At 74.6% G+C, this 19,373-nt stretch carries 15 protein-coding genes; 4 read left to right on the top strand and 11 right to left on the bottom strand.

Annotated features, from left to right (window positions below; translation table 11 throughout):
• Window positions 1-68 precede the first annotated feature (68 nt).
• From AB0K43_RS18750 to AB0K43_RS18765, 4 genes are all read left to right on the top strand, one after another.
• The gene (locus tag AB0K43_RS18750; RefSeq protein ID WP_363641030.1) at window positions 69-317 is read left to right on the top strand and encodes an SHOCT domain-containing protein; all 249 of its coding nucleotides are present in this window, start codon (window positions 69-71) and stop codon (window positions 315-317) included.
• Window positions 314-1,069, top strand: a complete 756-nt coding sequence (locus AB0K43_RS18755; RefSeq protein WP_363641032.1) for an ABC transporter ATP-binding protein — start codon at window positions 314-316, stop codon at window positions 1,067-1,069. The genes AB0K43_RS18750 and AB0K43_RS18755 overlap by 4 nt, the downstream gene beginning before the upstream one ends.
• Window positions 1,066-3,633 carry an FtsX-like permease family protein gene (locus tag AB0K43_RS18760; RefSeq protein WP_363641033.1) on the top strand — a complete coding sequence of 856 codons (2,568 nt, stop codon included), beginning with the start codon at window positions 1,066-1,068 and terminating at the stop codon, window positions 3,631-3,633. Before AB0K43_RS18755 ends, AB0K43_RS18760 begins: the two co-directional genes overlap by 4 nt.
• A 151-nt stretch (window positions 3,634-3,784) precedes the next feature.
• Window positions 3,785-4,891, top strand: coding sequence for a PLP-dependent cysteine synthase family protein (locus AB0K43_RS18765; RefSeq protein ID WP_363641035.1), 1,107 nt, complete (start codon window positions 3,785-3,787; stop codon window positions 4,889-4,891).
• Window positions 4,892-4,898: 7 nt separating this feature from the next.
• Here the strand turns inward: AB0K43_RS18765 and AB0K43_RS18770 are convergent, their stop codons facing one another.
• The 11 genes from AB0K43_RS18770 to AB0K43_RS18820 all read right to left on the bottom strand — a co-directional run bounded on the left by AB0K43_RS18770 (window position 4,899) and on the right by AB0K43_RS18820 (window position 19,289).
• Window positions 4,899-5,744: a DeoR/GlpR family DNA-binding transcription regulator gene (locus AB0K43_RS18770; protein WP_363641037.1), complete on the bottom strand. Its 846-nt coding sequence runs from the start codon at window positions 5,742-5,744 to the stop codon at window positions 4,899-4,901.
• Between the two features lie 57 nt (window positions 5,745-5,801).
• Entirely contained in the window at window positions 5,802-8,216 is a 2,415-nt protein-coding gene (locus AB0K43_RS18775; protein WP_363641039.1) for a right-handed parallel beta-helix repeat-containing protein, read from the bottom strand.
• Between the two features lie 125 nt (window positions 8,217-8,341).
• The gene (locus AB0K43_RS18780) at window positions 8,342-9,235 is read right to left on the bottom strand and encodes an MOSC N-terminal beta barrel domain-containing protein (RefSeq protein WP_363641041.1); all 894 of its coding nucleotides are present in this window, start codon (window positions 9,233-9,235) and stop codon (window positions 8,342-8,344) included.
• 166 nt (window positions 9,236-9,401) lie between these two features.
• Entirely contained in the window at window positions 9,402-10,052 is a 651-nt protein-coding gene (locus AB0K43_RS18785) for a DUF6643 family protein (RefSeq protein ID WP_363641043.1), read from the bottom strand.
• Between the two features lie 287 nt (window positions 10,053-10,339).
• Window positions 10,340-10,783, bottom strand: a complete 444-nt coding sequence (gene mscL / locus AB0K43_RS18790) for a large conductance mechanosensitive channel protein MscL (protein ID WP_363641045.1) — start codon at window positions 10,781-10,783, stop codon at window positions 10,340-10,342.
• A 206-nt stretch (window positions 10,784-10,989) separates the two neighbouring features.
• Window positions 10,990-12,189 carry a DegT/DnrJ/EryC1/StrS family aminotransferase gene (locus AB0K43_RS18795; protein ID WP_363641047.1) on the bottom strand — a complete coding sequence of 400 codons (1,200 nt, stop codon included), beginning with the start codon at window positions 12,187-12,189 and terminating at the stop codon, window positions 10,990-10,992.
• Complete coding sequence (locus tag AB0K43_RS18800) at window positions 12,186-13,718, bottom strand: hypothetical protein (protein ID WP_363641049.1); 1,533 nt, start codon at window positions 13,716-13,718, stop codon at window positions 12,186-12,188. Before AB0K43_RS18800 ends, AB0K43_RS18795 begins: the two co-directional genes overlap by 4 nt.
• On the bottom strand, window positions 13,718-14,779 hold the full coding sequence (locus AB0K43_RS18805) for a GNAT family N-acetyltransferase (RefSeq protein WP_363641051.1): 1,062 nt from the start codon (window positions 14,777-14,779) through the stop codon (window positions 13,718-13,720). The genes AB0K43_RS18800 and AB0K43_RS18805 overlap by 1 nt, the downstream gene beginning before the upstream one ends.
• A 34-nt stretch (window positions 14,780-14,813) precedes the next feature.
• On the bottom strand, window positions 14,814-15,917 hold the full coding sequence (locus AB0K43_RS18810) for a glycosyltransferase (protein ID WP_363641053.1): 1,104 nt from the start codon (window positions 15,915-15,917) through the stop codon (window positions 14,814-14,816).
• Window positions 15,914-17,677 (bottom strand): AAA family ATPase, encoded by a 1,764-nt coding sequence (locus AB0K43_RS18815; protein ID WP_363641055.1) that lies wholly within the window; start codon window positions 17,675-17,677, stop codon window positions 15,914-15,916. The genes AB0K43_RS18810 and AB0K43_RS18815 overlap by 4 nt, the downstream gene beginning before the upstream one ends.
• A 466-nt stretch (window positions 17,678-18,143) precedes the next feature.
• Window positions 18,144-19,289 carry a glycosyltransferase family 4 protein gene (locus tag AB0K43_RS18820; RefSeq protein ID WP_363641057.1) on the bottom strand — a complete coding sequence of 382 codons (1,146 nt, stop codon included), beginning with the start codon at window positions 19,287-19,289 and terminating at the stop codon, window positions 18,144-18,146.
• Window positions 19,290-19,373 lie beyond the last annotated feature (84 nt).

Raw genomic sequence — 19,373 nt, forward strand, 5'->3', positions numbered from 1 at the left:
GCGGCGGGAGTCTCGAAGGGCCCGGGACGTCCGGGCAGTGAGAGCGCCGACGAGGGAGATGGTCCCCGATGTACACCCTGCTTGCCGAGACCGACGGCCACTGGCCGGGCCCGTGGATCCTGCTGGTCCCGCTGTTCTGGCTGGCGGTGGTCGCGGTGGTGGTGACGGTCGCCCGCCGGGCCGGCCGGCTCCGGCATTGCGGCGACGCGCCGCTGGCCGTCCTCGGCCGCCGCTATGCCGAGGGCGAGATCGACGTCGACGAGTACCGCACCCGCCGCGCCGTCCTGACGGAGCGCTCACCGGGCGCCGCCCGGTGAACGTCACCACCGGCCTGCGGGCCGCCGCGCGGGTCGCCGGCGCCGTCAAGGAGTACGGCGTCGGCGACACCCGGGTCCGCGCCCTGGACGGCGTGAGCGTCGAGTTCCCGGCCGCCCGGTTCACCGCGATCATGGGCCCCTCGGGCTCCGGCAAGTCCACCCTGATGCACTGCGCCGCCGGCCTGGACACCCTCTCCGAGGGCCACGCCTACCTCGGCGACACCGAGTTGGGCGCCCTGGACGACCGGCGCCTCACCCTGCTGCGCCGGGAGCGGGTCGGCTTCGTCTTCCAGGCCTTCAACCTGGTCCCCACCCTCACCGTCCGGGAGAACATCACCCTCCCGCTCGACCTGGCCGGCCGGGCGCCCGACCAGGAGTGGCTGGCCGACCTGATCGAGGTGGTCGGCCTCGGAGACCGGCTCGGGCACCGGCCGAGCGAACTCTCCGGCGGCCAGCAGCAGCGGGTCGCGGTGGCGCGGGCGCTGGCCGGGCGCCCGGAGGCGGTCTTCGCCGACGAGCCGACCGGGAACCTGGACTCCCGTACCGGCGCCGAGGTGCTCGGCCTGCTGCGCCGGGCCGTGGACGCGATGGGTCAGGCGGTGGTCATGGTGACCCATGACCCGACCGCCGCCGGCCACGCCGACCAGGTGCTGTTCCTGGCCGACGGCCGGCTGGTGGACACCATGGACGCGCCGACCGCGGACCGGGTGCTGGACCGGATGAAGGACCTCGACCGCGGGGCGGGCCGATGAGCGCCACCCTGCGGATCACGCTGCGCTCGCTGGGCGCGCACCGCCGGCGGCTGGCCGGGACCTTCCTCGCCGTGCTGCTCGGCGTCGCCTTCCTGTCCGGCACCATGGTGCTCGGGGACACCCTGCGGGCCAACTTCGACGCTCTGTTCGCGGACGCCGAGCGGGGCACCGACGCGGTGGTCCGCAGCGCCGACGTGCTGGACGCGCCGAACACCCCCGGCGGGGTCCGGGCGCCGGTCGACAGCGCGCTCGCCGACCGGCTGCGCGCCGTCCCCGGCGTGGCGGCGGCCGAGCCGGCCGTCCAGGGCAGCGGGCAGCTGGTCGGCCGGGACGGCAAGCCGGTCGGCGGCCAGGGCCCGCCCACCCTGGCCGGGAACTGGCTCACCGACGCCCGGCTGAACCCCTACCGGCTGGCCGAGGGCCGTGCCCCGGCCGCGCCGGGCGAGGCGGTGCTCAACCGGGGCGCGGCCACCGCCGGCGGCCTGCACCTGGGGGACACCGCGGTGCTGCGCACCCCGGATCCGGTACGGATCACCGTGGTCGGCATCGCCACCTTCGGCGCCGACGCCGACGGGATGGGCCCCAGCACCTTCACCGCGCTCACCCTGGCGGACGCCCAGCGCTACCTCACCCCCAAGGGCGAGGGGCAGGCGGGCTCCATCCGGGTCCGCGCGGCCGACGGCCTCTCGCAGCGTCAACTGGTCGACCGGCTGCGGCCGGTCCTGCCCGCCGGGACCCAGGCGCTGACCGGGGAGGCCGCCTCGGCGGAGAGCACCGCCCAGGTGTCGGGGCGGTTCCTGACCCTGTTCACCACGCTGCTGCTGGTCTTCGCCGGGATCGCGCTGCTGGTCGCGACCTTCACCATCCACAACACCTTCGCCATCGTGGTCGCCCAGCGGACCAGGGAGAACGCCCTGCTCCGGGCCCTCGGCGCGAGCCGCCGCCAGGTGCTCGGCGCCACCCTGGGCGAGGCACTGGCGGTCGGGCTGCTGGCCTCGGCGGCCGGGCTCCTCGGCGGGGTCGGCATCGCCACCGGCCTCAAGGCGCTGTTCGCCGCCCTGGGCTTCAGCCTGCCGACCGGCGGCATGGTGATCGGGGCGGCGGCCGTCCTGCTGCCGCTCGCCGTGGGAACCGCGGTCGCCGTCGGCTCGGCGCTGCTGCCGGCCGTCCGGGCCGGCCGGACCGCCCCGCTCGCCGCGCTGCGCGAGACGGCCGTGGACGACGCGGCCGGCGGGCGCGCGGCCCGGTGGCGGACGCTGATCGGCGGGCTGCTCACCGCCGCCGGCGCGGCGCTGACCGTGGCCGGCGCGACCGGTGGCCCCTCGGTCGGGCGCACGGCCGCAGGGGCGGTGGCCACCCTGGCGGGCGTGGTGGTGCTCGGCCCGGTCGCGGCCGCGCTCACCGTGCGGGTGCTGGGCGCACCGCTGGCCCGGCTGCGCGGGGTGAGCGGGGCGCTGGCCCGCCGCAACGCCGCCCGCAACCCCCGCCGGACGGCCGCCACGGCCACCGCACTGATGGTCGGGGTCGCGGTGGTGGCCATGTTCACCGTCTTCGGCGCGTCCGTCCGGGCCACCCTGGACTCCACCGTCGCCCGCTCCTTCGCCGGCGACCTGGCGGTCACCGCCCCCGCCTTCGGGGCCGGCGGCAGCGGCGTCAGCCCCCGGCTCGCCGACGCGCTGGCGCAGCTGCCCGAGGTCCGGCAGGCGGTCGCGCTGGGCCGCGGGGTCGCCCGGATCGACGGGCACGGCCGGACCTTGGACATCACCGACCCGGCCCGCCTGGACGGCGTGGTGGCGCTCGGCCGGATCGACGGCTCGCTCGGCGCCCTGGGCACCGACGGGCTCGCCGTCTCCCGGACGGAGGCGGCCGGCCACGGCTGGCGGGTCGGCAGCACCCTCGAGGTGACCTTCGCCGACGCGAGCGCGCGGTTCACCGTCCGCGCCCTGTTCGACGGCGGCGGGGTGGCCGGCGACTACCTGATGACCCCGCAGGCCTGGGCCCCGCACCGCGGGCAGGACAGCGCGAGCCTGGTGGCCGTGGCGCTGCGCCCGGGCGTCGCGCCGGCCGCCGGCCGGGCGGCGGTGGAGCGGACGGCCGCCGGATACGGCAACCCGCAGGTGCAGACCCGGGACGAGTACGCGGCGAGCGCGGCCGGCGGCGTCGACATGATGCTCTCGGTGGTCTACGCCCTGCTGGCGCTGGCGGTGCTGATCGCGCTGCTGGGCATCGCCAACACCCTCACCCTCGCCGTGCACGAGCGGACCAGGGAGCTCGGGCTGCTGCGCGCGGTCGGCCAGACCAGGGGAGCCCTGCGGGCGATGGTGCGCTGGGAGTCGGTGCTGGTGGCGGCCTTCGGCACGGTGGGCGGCCTGGTGCTCGGCGCCTTCCTGGGGTGGGCGCTGGTGCGGGCCTCGGACGCGGCCGGCACCGGATCCTTCGCGATCCCGCCGGGGCAGCTGGCGGTGGTCCTGCTGGCCGGCCTGGTCGCCGGTGCGGTGGCGGGGCTGCGACCGGCCGCCCGGGCGGCCCGGCTGGACGTGCTGCGGGCGATCGCGGCCGAGTAGCCACGGGCGCCCGCCGGGCGGGCCCGCGCCGGAGCACGGCGCGGGCCCGATAAGCGGAAGCTGTATCATCCGTTAAGGTTACTTATCGTAGTTGATTGTTACACTGAGTGGGAGTGACGCACGAGGCGACAGAGGCGAGGGAGAACGCGCGATGGTTGTGCAGACCACGGACGTGGACCGTTCCGACGGCGAGTACCGGGCCTGGCTCAAGGAGGCGGTCCGCAAGGTCCAGGCGGACGCCAACCGCTCCGCCGACACCCACCTGCTGCGCTTCCCGCTCCCCGAGGAGTGGGGCATCGACCTCTACCTCAAGGACGAGTCCACCCACCCCACCGGCAGCCTCAAGCACCGGCTGGCCCGCTCGCTCTTCCTGTACGGCCTGTGCAACGGCTGGATCAGACCGGGCAAGCCGGTGATCGAGGCGTCCAGCGGCTCCACCGCGGTCTCCGAGGCGTACTTCGCCAAGCTGATCGGCGTGCCGTTCGTCGCGGTGATGGCCCGCAGCACCAGCCGCGCCAAGATCGAGCTGATCGAGTTCCACGGCGGCAGCTGTCACCTGGTGGACAGCGCCGCCGAGGTGTACGAGGTCTCGGCCCGGCTGGCGGAGCGGACCGGCGGCCACTACATGGACCAGTTCACCTACGCCGAGCGCGCCACCGACTGGCGGGGCAACAACAACATCGCCGAGTCGATCTTCGCCCAGCTCCGGCTGGAGCCCCACCCCGAGCCGGCCTGGATCGTCGCCACCGCCGGCACCGGCGGCACCTCCGCGACCATCGCCCGGTACGTGCACTACCTCCAGCACGACACCCTGATCTGCGTCGCCGACCCGGAGAGCTCCTGCTTCTTCGACGGCTGGGTCAAGGCCGACCCGGACGCCACCTGCGCGACCGGCTCGCGGATCGAGGGCATCGGCCGGCCGCGGATGGAGCCCAGCTTCGTCCCCGGCGCGGTCGACCGGATGATGAAGGTGCCGGACGCCGCCTCGATCGCGGCGATGCGGCTGCTGGAGAGGGCGATGGGCAAGAAGGCCGGCGCCTCCACCGGCACCGGGCTGTGGAGCGCGCTGCGGATCGTCGCCGAGATGAAGGCGGCCGGGCAGCGGGGCAGCGTGGTCACGCTGATCTGCGACCCGGGCGACCGCTACCTCGACAAGTACTACTCGGACGCCTGGCTCGCCGAGCAGGGCATCGAGATCGCGCCGTACCTGGGCCTGATGGAACGTTTCCTCGAAGGCGCCGCCCCCGGCCTGGACTGAGCCGGCTCTAGGAGTCCTGCTCGTCCTCCTCGTCGGTGGCGTCCGCGGCGTCGGTGCCGGCCAGGATCAGCTCGCGGACCTGCTCCCGGGCGGCTTCCACCGCCTCGGCGGGCAGCGCCGCGTCGGCCACCCAGGTGTCCACGTCGGACAGTTCGGCGAAGCTGGACAGGCCGATGGTGCCCCACTTGGTGTGGTCGGCCACCAGCACGGTGCGCCGGGCCGAGGCGATGAAGGTCCGGTTGGTCTCCGCCTCCGCCAGGTTCGGCGTGGACAGCCCGGCGGTGGCGGACAGCCCGTGCGTGCCCAGGAACAGCAGGTCGAAGTGGAGCGAGCGGATCGCCCGGTCCGCCACCGGCCCGACCAGGGCGTCCGAGGGCGTCCGCACGCCACCGGTCAGCACCACCGTGGCCGGCTGGCGGCCGAGCTGGCGCTGCGCCCGGTCGAACACGTCCGCGACCCGCACGGAGTTGGTCACCACCGTCAACTGCTCGATCTCGGTGAGGTGGTGGGCCAGCGCGTAGGTGGTGGTGCCGCCGGAGAGCGCGATCGCGCTGCCGGGCTGGACCAGCCGAGCGGCGGCCCGGGCGATCTCCTCCTTGGCGCTGAGCTCCAGCGCGGACTTCGCCTCGAAGCCGGGCTCGTGGGTGCGGGCGGCCTCGGTCGGCACCGCGCCGCCGTGCACCTTCTCGATCACGCCCGCGCGGGCCAGCGCGTCCAGATCGCGGCGGATCGTCATGTCGGAGACGCTCAGCTGCCGGGTCAGCTCGTTGACCCTGACCCCGCCGCGCCGACGCACCTCGTCCAGGATCATCGCCCGGCGCTGCTCGGCGAGCAGGTTGCTGCTGTCTGCCACGTGATACCCCTCCGGTTCGAACTGGCCCCATCCTGCCACGCCGGTCGGCGGATCCGATCAGCCGGGCAGATCGGCGGGGACGAGCAGTTGCAGGTCCTCGGTGGACGGGTCGGCCAGCTGGGCGACCCGCATCGCGTGCCGCTCGACCATGGTCTCGAAGACCTGCCGGGCGGTGCGGCCGTTTCCGAAACCGGGACCGCGGTCGATCCCCGCGAAGTGGTCCAGCAGCGCGCCCTCGGTGGCCGAGGCCATCTCGTACTCGTGCTCGGCGCACTGCGCGCGGGCGATCTCCAGCAGCTCGGAGGCGCTGTAGTCGGGGAAGGTGACGGTCCGGGAGAAGCGCGAGGACAGCCCGGGGTTGGCGGCCAGGAAGTGCTCCATCTCGGCGGTGTAGCCGGCCACGATCACCACCACCTCGTCGCGGTGGTCCTCCATCAGCTTCACCAGGGTGTCGATCGCCTCCCGGCCGAAGTCCCGGCCGCCGTCCGGCGGGGCCAGCGCGTACGCCTCGTCGACGAACAGCACCCCGCCCCTGGCCTGTTCGAAGGCGGCCTGGGTGCGGATCGCGGTGGAGCCGATGTGCTCGCCGACCAGGTCCACCCTGGCCACCTCGATCAGGTGGCCGCGCTGCAGCACCCCGAGCGAGGCCAGGATCTCCCCGTAGAGCCGGGCCACCGTGGTCTTGCCGGTGCCGGGGGCGCCGGTGAAGACGAGGTGGCGCCGCGGCGAGGGGGCCTTCAGCCCGGCCCGCTCCCGGCGGCGGCCGACCGAGATCAGGTCGACCAGGGTCCGCACCTCCTGCTTGACGGTGGCCAGGCCCACCAGCGCGTCCAGTTCGGCCAGTGCCTCGTCGGCCGGCCGGCAGTCGGGGAGCGGTGCGATCGGGCTGCCGGCCGGCGCGGTGAGCGGCGCCGTCCCGACCACGGCGGCAACGGTCACCGTGGTGGGTGCGGGGGCCGGGGCGAGCGCCCGGGGCGCGGGCAGGGCGAGCGGTGGCGGCGGGGCCACGTCGTCCGAGACGCAGGCCTCGGCGACCGGGCCGGGCTCGGAGAACTCGAAGCCGGCCCGGCCGTTCTGCTCGGCCCGGCAGCGGGTCAGCCTGGTCCGGCAGCCGTCGATGATGTGGAAGCCGAAGCCCTTGCCGTGCGAGACCCGGCACTCCTCGAAGCTGCCGAGGCCCTGGGCCGAGACGTACACCCCGGCGTCGCTGCTCGCACGGATGCTGCAGCCGCGCAGCACCGGGTCGGCGCCCTTGGTGACGATCACCCCGGTGGCCACCTCGGCGATCTCGCAGTCCGTCAGCCGCCCGCCGCTGCTGTGGTCGCGGAACCACAGGCCGGTGCCGGCCTGCTGGATCCGGCAGGCGGTCAGGTCGGCGGTCGCGCCGCCGCTGACCGACACCGCGGAGCTGCGGATCCGGCTGAAGGAGCAGTTCTCGGCCGCGGCGGAGGAGCCCCGGTCCAGCACGAACAGGGCGTCCGGCAGGTCGCGCAGGGTGCAGTCGGACAGCTCGACCCGGGCGCCGTCGCTGACCCAGAGCGCGGGGTAGTCCCCGGTCGCGGAGTGGATCTCGCAGGCGCTGGCCTCGGCGTGGGTGCCGGAGTCCCAGACCGACAGCGCGCCGCGGCCGAACGAGTGCACGGTGCTGCGGTGCAGGCCGAGCCGGGAGCGGCCGCGCAAGTCGGCGGCGTTCTCCGGCAGGTCGTGCAGGCGGCAACCGGTCAGGGTCAGCTCCGCCTCGGTGTCCAGGGTCAGGCCGTTGCCGCTGACCCGGTGGACGGTGCAGTCGGTCAGCCGGCCGGTCGCCCGGGCCTCCGCCTGCACCCCGCTGCCGCGGACCTCGTAGATCTCGCAGCCGGTCAGCTCGGCGCTGGAGCCCTGGTCGGCGAGGAGCAGTCCGGCGCCCGAGGCGTGGTGGATCCGGGAGCGCTCCAGGTGGGCGGTGGAGCCGCCGAGCACGGCCAGCCCGGCCTGGCCGGCCATGGTCAGCTCGCAGTCCTGGAGCAGTGCCCGGGCCTCGTCGCGCAGCCGTACGCCCAGGCCGGTGGGGTTGGCGACGGTGCAGCCGCGCAGCGTGGCGCCGGCGCCGGCGGCCACCTCGACACCGACCGCGGAGCGGGCCTCCACCCGGCAGTCGGTCAGCTCGGCGGCGGCGTCCTCACCGGTGACCAGGACGGCCGGGGCGGCGCTGTCGGAGGCCTCGATCACCAGGCCGCGGACGCCGGCCGCGGCGGTGACGGTCAGCGGGACGCCGGCCGCGGGGAGCAGCCGGACGGTGCCGGGGCCGTCGGCGGCGACCAGGTGGACGGCCTTGTCGAGCAGCACGCTCTCGCGGAAGGTGCCGGGGCGCAGGGTGAGGGTGTCGCCGTGCTCGGCCGCGGCCAGCGCCTCGCCCAGCGTCTCGTAGTCCGCGGCGCGCCGGCGCCAGCGGGAACCGCTGTCCTGTGTGACCCGGACCCTGTGCTCAGCCATGACGGTCTGTCATCCCCACCTTCGTCGAGGCCTTCGTGCCGCCCCACCGTAGCGTGCTCCGGGCACCGGTCAGAGCCGCTCTCCCGCTTCAACGAGCGAGCGCGGGCACGGTTGTGGAGCGGCCTTCACGGCGCGTCCTCAGGGTCGACGTACGGGCCGTGGGTCAGCACGGTCAGCTCGTCGCCGATCCGGACGGTGCCGAGCCGGTCGCCGGTGACCCCGGTGGGCCGTTCCGGGACCAGGTTGACCCCGAAGATCAGCTTCTGGCCGATCCGGTGGTGCCGGCCGAGCGCCCGCAGCGGCTCGGGCCCCCGTCGGACACCGCTCTCCTGGTCGGTGGTGGTGACCACGCAGCGTGCGCACAGCTTGGCCGCCCGGAAGGTCAGGCCGCCGATCGCCACCCGCCGCCAGCTCTCCTCGGCCCACGGCTCGGCGCCGTCGACCACCAGGTTGGGGCGGAACCGCTCCATCGGCAGGGCCGCGCCCTTCACCGGGTCGTCCGGGTGGTCCGCGGCGATCCGCCGGTTCAGCTCGGCCAGCGAGGCGGTGGTGGTGAGCAGCAGCGGGAAGCCGTCGGCCATGCTCACGGTCTCGCCGGGCAGGCGGTACTTCTCCTTGATCGGGCGGCTGGTGTGCGGGCGGTCCAGGTGCACCAGGCGGACGTCGCCGAGCCGTTCGGCGAACCAGAGCTGGACCTCCTTGGCGGCCTCGGCCGCGCCGAAGAGGGTGCCGAAGATCTCGACCTCGGCCTGCGGGTCGCCGCGCTCCACGGACGGGGCGGCGATCTCGACCGTGGCCCCGTCGGGAGCGGTCATCAGCAGGCCGCCGTCGGGTGCCGGGGTCGCCCGGTAGAGCGCCAGCAGGGGTTGGTCGCGCTGGGTGACCGCGCGGCCGCGGTCGTCGACCAGCATCCAGCGGCGGTCACCGGTCAGGCCCCAGGGCTCGACGTCGGCGCTCTGCGGGCTCAGCCGGTAGGTGGACTTGACGGGGTACAGGTGGAGACCGGTCAGCTGCGGCATGTCCCCATCCTGCCAGTCGGCGCCGGTGCGGGGGCGGGCCGCCGGCGGTTGCGCGAGGGCCGCCCGCGCTCCGTGGTGCTGTGGAGTGCGGACGGCCCTTGGAGGTCGACCTCTCGCCCTGCTCCCGACCCCGACGCCCTCGTTCGGCGGGGTTGCGGGCCGGGGCTCAGCCGGCCTGGGGGTACTGCGGGTACTGCGTCTGGCCGCCGTACTGCTGCGGAGCCGGGCGCATCGGGGCGACCGGGGCGGTGGGCCGGAGCTGGTTGCCACCGAAGCTCTGGTCGCCGAAGCTCTGCTGCTGGGGGGCCTGGGCGAAGGTGTTCTGACCGCCGAAGCTCTGCCCGTTGAACCCCTGGCCGCCGAAGCCCTGGGGGGCCTGGGCGAAGGTGTTCTGACCGCCGAAGCTCTGCCCGTTGAACCCCTGGCCGGCCTGGCTCTGGTACGACGGCGGGGCCTGCTGGAAGCTGGGCGCCGAGGCGTAGCCGGGCATCGGGGGCTGCGGGGCCGGGTACATCGCCGGGCCGGTCTGGGCCGGGATGTGCGTGGCCATCGGGGCGCTGCTCGGGCCCGGGCCCAGGGCCAGCCGGGCCGGGGGCAGGGCCGGGAGGTTGCTGCCCGGACTGTCGAAGGAGGGCAGGTAGCTGCTCTGGTAGGAGGAGCCGTAGCCGCCGGTGGCCGGGGGCAACGCCGCCGGCACGTTGATGGGCGCGATCTGCGGGACACCGCGTTCTGCGACGAGGCTGTCGTAGATGGGCGTGCCGGAGCCGAAGGACGGAGAGGGGTAGCCGACTCCGTCGTAGGAGCGGGGCGAGGTCATGGGGCATACCGTAAGCCCACAATGTGCCTGCTGAGGAGAGTGGAAGGCAGGGGAGTTCAACTGTTTACACAGTCTTCGCTCGAACAAACGGTCCGAAAGTGGGAAGATCCGACATTTTGCCACCCGATTTCGGCCAGCTCAGGTTCCTGACGAGTAGTCGAACGCGAATCGAACGGGCGATGGCGGGCTGCCGCCGCCCGATCCGCCGGATTCCGCCGGGCCGAGCGGGTCGTGCGTGCCCCTCCGGCCGTCGGCGCAGGCCGACGACCGGAGGCCGGAGTTGCCGGTCAGTGGCTCTGCAGGCTCTGGGGCGGGAGCCCCGCGTGGCCGGTGAGCTCGCTGGTGCAGTACGAGCACCGGGAGGCGGCGGCCGGAATGCGGCTCAGGCACTCGGGGCAGTCGATCTTGGCGACCGGCACGTCCTTGATCGGCTCGAAGCGGTTCTGCAGCTTCCCGACCGGGACCACCACGGCGAAGTAGATCACCGCGCTGACCAGGACGAAGCTGATCAGCGCGTTCAGGAAGGCGCCGTACGGGAAGCTGGTGCCGCCGATCTCGAAGGCTTTCTTGGAGTAGTCGCCGACCGCGCCGGTGGCGACGCCGATCAGCGGGGTCAGGAAGGCCGTGACGAACCCGGTGACGACGGCGGTGAAGGCCGCGCCGATGACGATGCCGACCGCGAGGTCGACGACGTTCCCACGCAGCAGGAAGCCGCGGAAGCCCTTGAACACCGAGAGTGCTCCATATCCGTGCCGGGACAGGCGGGGGGAGGCCTGCCGAGAGTCCGGGCCGACCGGCCCGGCCCGACATCCTCCCGGCTCAACAGGCTTGCGGTCCAACCGAGTTCACCTGAACCGGCTAAGCCCGGCCCGGTGTTCGTGCCTCGAACGGCGGTGCCGCCGGCAGTCGGGGGCGACGGCGGCACCGCCGGCCGGGCTCAGCTCCCGGCGGCGCGCAGGCGCTCCGCGTACGGCTGGATCCGCAGCACGGCCTCGGCCACCCGGCGCACCGTCGCCGCGTCCATCTGGGTCCACAGCGGCACGGTCAGCACCGAGTCGGCCAGCCGGTCGGTCACCGGCAGGTCCTCGGCCTGGCCCAGGTGGGCGTACGACTGCTGCCGCTGCACCGGCGGGTGGAAGTAGCGCCGGGTGTCGATGCCCTCGGCCTTGAGCGCGCCGGCCAGCTCCGAGGACGACAGGCCGAACACCTCCGCGTCCAGGATCAGCGTCAGGTCCTTGAAGGTCGACACGTCGCCGGCCTCCGGCAGGGCCAGCCGCAGCCCGGGCAGGCCCGCCACCACGGCCGCGAACTCCTCGACCAGCGCGCCCCGGTGGGCCACCCGGGCGGGCAGCTCGGCCAGCCAGGTCAGGCCGACGGCGGCGTGCAGCTCGCTCATCCGGGCGTTCAGGCCGGGGAAGAGCGTGTTGTAGTCGCCGGGGTTGCCGTAGTCCCGGCCGGTGCGCAGGGTCTGGGCGAGCGCGGCGTCGCGGGTGGCCACCAGACCGCCCTCGCCCGCCACGGCCACCTTGGTCGGGCTCATCGAGAACACCTCGGCCAGGCCGAAGTTGCCGATCGGCACGCCCTTGCGGCGGCTGCCGAACCCGTGCGCCGAGTCGTAGACCAGCGGCACCCCGGCCGCGTCCGCGACCGCCTGGAGCCCCTCCACCTGGCAGGGGGTGCCGTAGACGTGGGTGGCCATCAGCGCGGCCGGCCGGTCGGCCGCCTTCAGCCGGGCCTCGGCGTCGGCCACGTCCAGGGTGATGTCCTGCTCCCTGGCCTCGGCGAACACCGGGGTGCCGCCGGCCCAGTGCGCCGCGTGCGCGGTGGCCGAGAAGGTGAACCCGGGCATCACCACCGGGCGCCCCTGCCCGACGCCGGCCGCCTGGAGCACCAGCATCAGGCCCGCGGTGCAGTTGGAGACGGCCACCACGTGCGGCACGTCGAGCAGTTCGGCCGCCCGCTGCTCCAGCTCGCGCACGGTCGGGCCGTTGGTGAGCTGGCCGCTGTCCAGTACCGCGCCGAGGCGTTGCAGCAGGGCCTCGCGGTCCGGTACCTGCACACGGGTCAGCGGCAGTCCGTCCGGGAAGGCCGGGGTGCCGCCGAGGGCGGCGGGCAGTGCGAGGTCGGTGGTGGTCATTCGGTTCGATCCCCCCTGGGTCGAGGTGGTGAGTCCGGCCCGCCGACGCGGGCCGGGTGTTCATGGGGCACGGCGCCCGCGCCGCGGTCGCCCCACTGCCCGGGCTGCACCCGCCAGACCGGCGCCCGGGAGCGCCGGGCCGGCGTCGCCCGGGCCGACTCCGACCGGGGCACGGCCAGCAGCACCAGGAACAGCGGCAGCACCTGCACCCGCTCGCGGGACAGGATGCCCATGTTGTTGATGGTGGAGAAGGCCCAGCAGAACAGCAGGGTGTAGACCACCGTGTAGGCGATGTACGAGCGTTGCAGGAAGAGCCGGGGCAGCTGGCGCAGGTGCGGCCAGCTCCGGATGAACATGATCAGCAGGGCGAAGCACTCCACCGACTGGATCAGGTTCTGGATGTTGGAGGCCTCGAACGGGAACGGCCGGAACAGCACGCTGATCACCGCCACCGGCAGCCCCGCCGGATTCAGGCTGAACTGCGGGGCGGCGTCCTCCGGCGGCGCCGCATTGATCATCGAGGAGCCCTGCGAGGTCCGCCGGGAGGTCTCGGACAGCACGTGGTTGATGCTGTCCCCGCTGGTGCCCTCGGTCCCGAAGAAGGTGGAGACCTGCTGCAGCATCAGCATCACACCGGCACCCATCACCACCACCGACAGGATGGTGCGCAGCGGCCCGAGCGCGCTCACCTGCTGCGGCCGCTTGCGCAGCACGTACGCCACCGAGAGACCGGCGCCGGCCAGCACGGTGACGTGCGGGCGGACCATCGCGGTGCCCAGCGAGCCGAGCGCGATGCAGACGAAGGCGCCGAACCGGCGGTCCAGCAGCCGGGCCACCCCGTAGGTGGTCAGGCCCAGACAGAGCATCATCCAGGCGTCCTTGCCGATGCTGGACGGCCAGAACAGCAGCGAGGGCAGGAAGAAGACCAGCTTGGCGTACCGCCGGGAGTCCGCCTCCGGGAAGGCGATCTGCACCGCCCGCCAGAACAGCAGCAGCCCCCAGAAGCCCATCCAGGAGAACACCAGGAACCCGCCGACCAGGGTCGGGCCGGTGATCGCGTACACCACCCCGGTGACGATGATGACGAAGCCGGTGCCGGCCACCTTCATCCCCAGGTCGTAGTGCACGCCCTGGGACAGCAGGTCGGTGTTGTCCAGGTACAGCGCCAGCGCGCTGCCCTTCTGGTGGTACATCTTCGCGTCCGCCGCGCCGCCGTAGAGCACGAAGGCCATCAGGTAGCGCGGGAAGGCGCAGAACAGCTTCAGGCCCATCGCCAGCATCAGCAGCTTGAAGATGCCCCGCTCGGGGTTGGCGGCCGCCACCCGGGCCAGGATCGGGGTGCCGATCGCCATCAGCGCGGGGGCCACCAGCAGCGCACCCCAGGTGTCGTAACTGGTGTGCACCATCGCCACCACGAACAGCGTGACGTAGCCGACGACCGCGCCCACGGCCACCACGGTGGGCCAGTGCACCCGTTCGGCGAGCGCGCGCAGGTCCGGCCGCCCGCTGGCGGCCGACGGACGGTCCATCAGAAGACCTCCAGGTCGCCCAGGCTGAACCGCCAGTCGGCCAGGGTGCGTTCGGCGGGCAGCGGGCCCTTGGGGCCGCGGGCGGCCAGCGTCATGCCGGTCCGCGGCGCGGTCAGGTAGCCGCCGCGCAGCGCTGCCGCGGCGGCCTCGGTGCCGGGGGAGAGGTGGGTGGCGGCGTGGTCGCAGCCGGCCGCGGCGGCCGCCCGCAGCAGCCGGGCCGCGGTGCCCCGGTCGCCCGGCCGCACCAGCACGTCGGCGAGGGTGAACTCGGTGAGCGGGCCGCGCCGCCGGGGCCGGCCGAAGGCGACCCCGGCCAGCTCCCCGCCGCGCTCGCAGGTCAGCACCCGGTAGTCGAGGCCCGGCGCGTCGCCGTAGCGCCAGCGCAGGAAGGACTCGGTGCGCAGGACGGACTGCCGGTGGTCGGCCGCGTCCGCCTGGGCCCGCTCGGCGAGCAGCTCCGGCAGCCCGGCCGGCGGGCGGTCGAACCACTCGGCCGCGGTGGGCAGCGCGCAGCGCAGCGGTCGCCGGGCCGCCGCGGCCCGGCGGGTCAGTGCGGCCCGGGCGCCCAGCGCGAAGGCTGCCGGGCGGGCGATCCGCAGCGCGATCGGGACCTTGCCGACCACCCGCCAGCCCATCCGGAGGTAGCCGGGCAGGCTGTTGGCGTTCGGGGTGTTGAAGACCAGCTCGGTGTCGTCGGCGACCTGCTCCAGCAGGCCGACGGTGAGCCGGCGGAAGATGCCCCGGCCCTGGAAGTCCGGGTGGGTGGCGGTGTCCACCGGGCGGACCGCGTGGACCGTCCGACCGTCGGCGTGCCACTGCCAGCGCAGGAACAGCCGGACCCCGACGACCCGTCCGTCCGCGGTCTCGGCCAGCAGGCCCGGGCTGCTCCCGAACGGGTTGTGCCGGTGTTTCCAGTCGAAGAAGTCCGCACTGCGGGTGCCGGTCGGGCCGCCGGCCAGAGAGGCCGTGAGCAGCTCCAGCACGGCCGGGGTGTCGGCCTCGGTGAGCGGACGGACGGTCAGCTCGCCAGCTGCTGACGGCTCGTCGGACGGGGTGGTCACGGGGGTGGTCGATCCCTTCCGGTGGGCCGGGCGCTCAGCGCTCCAGCACCTGCGCGTACACCTGCTCGATGGCCTGCTGGGCCCCGGCCACGTCGAAGGACTTCGAGCGGTCCAGGGCGGCCGCGCCGAGCCGCCGGCGCAGCTGTTCGTCGGCCGTCAGCCGACCCAGGGCGCCGGCCAGCGCGGCCGGATCGCCCGGCGGCACCAGGAAGCCCTGCTCGCCGTCGTCGAGCACCTCCGGCATTCCGCCGACCCTGGTGACCACGGACGGAAGCCCGCTGGTCATCGCCTCCATCAGGGCGACCGGAAGGCCCTCCTGGCGGGAGCTCAGGGTGAACACGTCCAAGCCTGCCAGCAGTGCGGGCACATCGGGGCGGGAACCGGCGAACACAACTCCTTCACCTGCCTGCGCCTTCAACTGGGCCTCCAGCGGACCGGCGCCGATCAGCACCAGCGCGGTGTCCGGCTGCTCCGCGCGCAGCCGGGCGAACGCGCTCAGCAGCGTCGCCTGGTCCTTCTTCGGGGTCAGATTGCCCACCGTGCCGATCACCACCGCGTCGGCCGGCAGCCCGAGCTCGGCCCGGGCCGCGGCCCGGGCGGCCGGCCCGGTCGGGGCGCCGGCCAGATCCGGCCCGTGGTGCACCACGCTCACCCAGCCGGCCCCCGGCCGGCGGCGGGTGATGGTGGCCGCCACCGCGTGCGAGACCGCGACCACCGCGTCGTTGCGCCGGTAGGTCAGCGTGTTGGCCCAGCGGGTGGCCGTCCGGTAGCGCTCCCAGACGTTGTGCTCGGTGTGCACCAGCCGCGGGCCGCGCGGCCCGAACGAGAGCAGCCGGGCCGCCACCGCCGGGATCGGCATGTGCGAGTGCACCAGGCCGTAGCGCCGCTCGGCCAGCAACTGCCGCAGCCGCCATGGCCAGAGCGCCCCGGGGGCGCCGCCGAGGCAGTGCGTGCGCACCCCGGCCTGCTCCAGGGCGGGCACCAGCGCGTCCTTCCACGGCAGCACGTAGGCCACCTCGATCTCGTACCGTGAGGTGTCCGCGTGCCGGGCGCAGTTGACCAGCAACTGCTCGGCGCCGCCCCGGCCCAGGCCCTTGGCCAGCCAGAGCACCCGGGTCCGCCCGGGCGCCGTGCTCACAGGTCCTCGTTCAGGCGCAGCTGCATGGTGGTCTCGGCCGGGGTCTCGGCCGCCCGCCGCCGGGCCCAGCTCGGGCCGGTCGGCGGGTCCGGGTCCTCCGCCGCCCGGGCCCCGGCGGCCGGCTGCGCGGCGGCCGGGGCCGCCGTGGCCGCCGCCGCGGCCGGACCGCCGGCCCGGCCGCCGACCGTGGTGACCACCCGCACCGCCTCCCGGGCCCGGCGGCCGGACGGGCCGTCGGTGCCCAGCAGGGCCACGCCGGCCACCGGCACGCCGGTGCGCGAGAGCAACTCGCTGACCCGGTCGGCCTGTTCGGGCTTCACATTGCCCGCCATCACGGTCACCAGCACCGCGTCGGCGTGCTGCACCAGGTCGTAGGCGTCGTTGGCGTGCAGCAGCGGGGAGCTGTCGATCAGCACCACGTCCGCATGCCGGCGGGCCCGGCGCAGCACCTCGCCCGCGCGCAGCACCAGCGCCGCCGGGTACGCGTTGGTGTTGCCGCCGGTGATCAGCCGGACGCCGTCCACGTTGGTGCGGCGGATCAGGTCGTCCAGGTTGGGCAGTTGCTCGCCGCTGAGCAGCTCGGCCATGCCGGGGCCGTCGCTGATCCCGAAGTGGACGTGCGCCTGCGGGCTGCGGAAGTCGCAGTCCAGCACCAGCACCTCGCGGCCGGTCTCGGCCAGCGCCGCCGCCAGGTTGGCCACCGTGGTGGTCCGGCCGTCGCCGCTGCGCCCGGACATCACCAGGATCACCGGGGACGGCTCGGCCAGCCGCCGGGAGACCCGCTCGGCCTGCGAGATCCCGCCCTCGCCGAACTGCGCGGACAGCGAGGCCGGACCGGTCAGCAGCAGGGTCGAGCGCAGCGAGCGGTACGCCTCGGCGCCCGGATCGGACGGCCGGGCCACCACCAGCGGCTCGCGGGTGCGCCGCAGCCGGCGCGAGAGCAGCGGGATCTCGCCTATCACCGGGAGGTTGAACGCCTCCTCGGTGCTGTTGCGGCCGCGCAGCCGGGTGTCCATCCGGCTGAGCATCAGCGCGGCGACCACGCCGAGCGCGAGGCCGAGCACCACGGCGAGGGTGAGCCGCAGGCCCCGGCTGGGGGAGCTGAGCAGGCTGCCGCCGGTCTCCTTGGCGTCGATCGAGCCCCACTGCTGGATGGCGTCGGTCTGCGAGGTGGAGCGCAGCGTGGTGATCCGCTTCAGCGTCTCGGTCAGCTCGTTGGTGGCCGCGTCCAGCTGCGGCTTCAGCCGGGCCTGGTCCGCGCCGCTCGCCTTGGAGGCGGCCCGCTGCAGGTCGTCGATCTGCGCCTGCTGGGTCTTCAGCTGCTCCTGGGCCCGCTTGATCTGCTCGTCGGCGCTCTTCTGGGTCTCGGCGCTGTAGCCGTCGACGGTGGCGTTCGCCAGCGCCCCGGCCAGGTCCATGCAGGACTGCTGGGTCGGACCGGTGGTCGCGAAGACCAGCATCTGGGTGCCGGCCGCGGTGACGGTCCGGCGACCGGTCACCGACGCCATCGGCAGGTTGAGCTTCTTGGCCGCGGCGTTGGCGACCTCCGAACCCTGGGCGTAGGACAGCACCTGGTCGGCCTTGACCACGTCGCCGGAGCCGGCGACCGGCGTTATGGCTGCTTTGCACTGCCACTTGGCCGTGTCCACGGCGTCACCGGCCGGGGTGAGCAGGAAGCCCACCAGCAGCGCGGCCGCGGTGCAACCGGCCAGCAGTCGCCAGTAGCGGCGCAGGACGGTGAAGTGGTTAGCCGGTTCCACCGGTTGGATCCCCTCGCGTTCGTGGTGCAGGCGCCTGGCGTGGCGGTCGGCCCGCACCCGCCAGGCATCGGCGGCGCGCACTGGTGCGGGCCTGCCCGGCGAGCCGGGCGGTACGTACTGGTGGTCAGCCCGTCGGGCGTAACGCCGGGGCGAGGTGGCTCGGGGCCGCGACCGGGCGCCCAAACGGCGTCGGCCGCGAGGCTCCGTCCGGTGACGGGACCCGCGGCGGCTGGTGCGGAATCGGCTGTGGTGTCATCAGCCCCCCTGACGGCATCGCCCCTCCCGGGCGTGGTCGGCCCGGAGCGTACCCGGCACCGTCCCCCCGACGATCCACAGGCCCCCGACAGTGATGCTTGCCGTCCCGGACCTGCGGCGCAAGCACTTTCACCATTCTGACGCAGGCCGTTACGGGAAGCTTGGGCCGGGCCTGGCGGTTGCTGCCGCTATGTCCGGATTCGACGGTCCGTCAGGGTGTGCGCCGGTGCAGCGAACGCTCGTAGAACTCCACCATCCGCGCCGACACGTGGTGCAGGGTGAAGCAGGTCAGGAAGCGGGCCCGGGCGGCCTTCACCCGCACCGCGGCGGCGGCCGCGTCGTCGAGGGTGTCGATCAGCGCGGCGGCCAGTTCGGCCGGGCGCTCCGGCGGCACCAGCGTCGCGTAGTCCTCCGAGCCGACCGTCTCGCGCAGCGCCGGCACGTCCGAGCAGACCAGCGGCACCCCGACGCCCATCGCCTCCATCGCCGCGCTGCCCAGCCCCTCCCAGCGGGACGGCACGGCGAACGCGTCGGCGGCGGCCATCAGGTCGAACACGTCCCCGCGGGCACCGAGGAAGACCACCTGCCCGGCCGCCTCGGCGAGCTGTCTCAGCCGCGGCGTCTCCGCCCCGTCGCTACCGGCCAGCAGCAGCACCGCCTCCGGGGTGTGCCGGCGCACCGCGGGCCAGGCCTCCAGCAGGACGTCCAGCCCCTTCTGGTACTGCTGGCGGGCCGCCGCCAGCACCACCGGCACCTCGTCCGGCAGGCCCAGGGCGGCCCGGACCGCCGCCCGGCGCTCGGGGGTGACCGAGCCCAGCAGCTGAGGATCCCGGCCGCGCGGCACCACGTCGATCCGCTCCCGCGAGACCCGCAGCCGGGCGGCCATCGCCTGGGCCACGTGCTCGGTCAGCGCGTGGAACCGGCGGGTGCCCTGCGCGGTCACCGCGTCCACGGCCTGCGCCGCCCGCACCTTCCACGGGTTCAGCCCGCGGGCGTGCAGGTGCTCCGGCCCGTACGACGAGTTGACCAGGCTGGACACCACCGGGGTGCCGGCCGACAGCGCCGCCGCGCGGCCCAGCACGTCCGACTCGTAGAGCGTGGTGTGCACCAGCTCCGGCCGGCGCTCGCGGACCAGCGCACGCAGCCCGGCCACCCGCCCCGCCCGGCTCGACCGGTGCACGCCGAACACCGTCGCCCCGGCCGCGGCCAGCTCCGGCTGGAAGCCGCCCGGGGACTCCTTCAGATACGCCACATCGAGCCGGACACCGGCCCGGACCAGCTGTGGCGCCATCGCCACCAGCCCCTGTTCGGCACCGCCGACCCGGCTGACGCTGTCGATCACATAGAGCACATGCACAGCCGCAACCCCCCGGGGGAACCCCTGGGCGCCGCCGACCTCCCTGCCGACCGCGCCTGACTGCGGCTCAGCATTCCAGGCCGG

This window comes from Kitasatospora sp. NPDC049258, from assembly GCF_040678895.1.
Lineage (GTDB): Bacteria > Actinomycetota > Actinomycetes > Streptomycetales > Streptomycetaceae > Kitasatospora.

Bases quoted from the DNA above. Each gene is read 5' to 3' on its own strand.
- AB0K43_RS18800 (WP_363641049.1), bottom strand. From the start codon at position 13,718: ATGGACCGTCCGTCGGCCGCCAGCGGGCGGCCGGACCTGCGCGCGCTC.
- AB0K43_RS18780 (WP_363641041.1), bottom strand. From the start codon at position 9,235: ATGCCGCAGCTGACCGGTCTCCACCTGTACCCCGTCAAGTCCACCTAC.
- AB0K43_RS18760 (WP_363641033.1), top strand. From the start codon at position 1,066: ATGAGCGCCACCCTGCGGATCACGCTGCGCTCGCTGGGCGCGCACCGC.
- AB0K43_RS18795 (WP_363641047.1), bottom strand. From the start codon at position 12,189: ATGACCACCACCGACCTCGCACTGCCCGCCGCCCTCGGCGGCACCCCG.
- AB0K43_RS18750 (WP_363641030.1), top strand. From the start codon at position 69: ATGTACACCCTGCTTGCCGAGACCGACGGCCACTGGCCGGGCCCGTGG.
- AB0K43_RS18775 (WP_363641039.1), bottom strand. From the start codon at position 8,216: ATGGCTGAGCACAGGGTCCGGGTCACACAGGACAGCGGTTCCCGCTGG.
- AB0K43_RS18785 (WP_363641043.1), bottom strand. From the start codon at position 10,052: ATGACCTCGCCCCGCTCCTACGACGGAGTCGGCTACCCCTCTCCGTCC.
- AB0K43_RS18765 (WP_363641035.1), top strand. From the start codon at position 3,785: ATGGTTGTGCAGACCACGGACGTGGACCGTTCCGACGGCGAGTACCGG.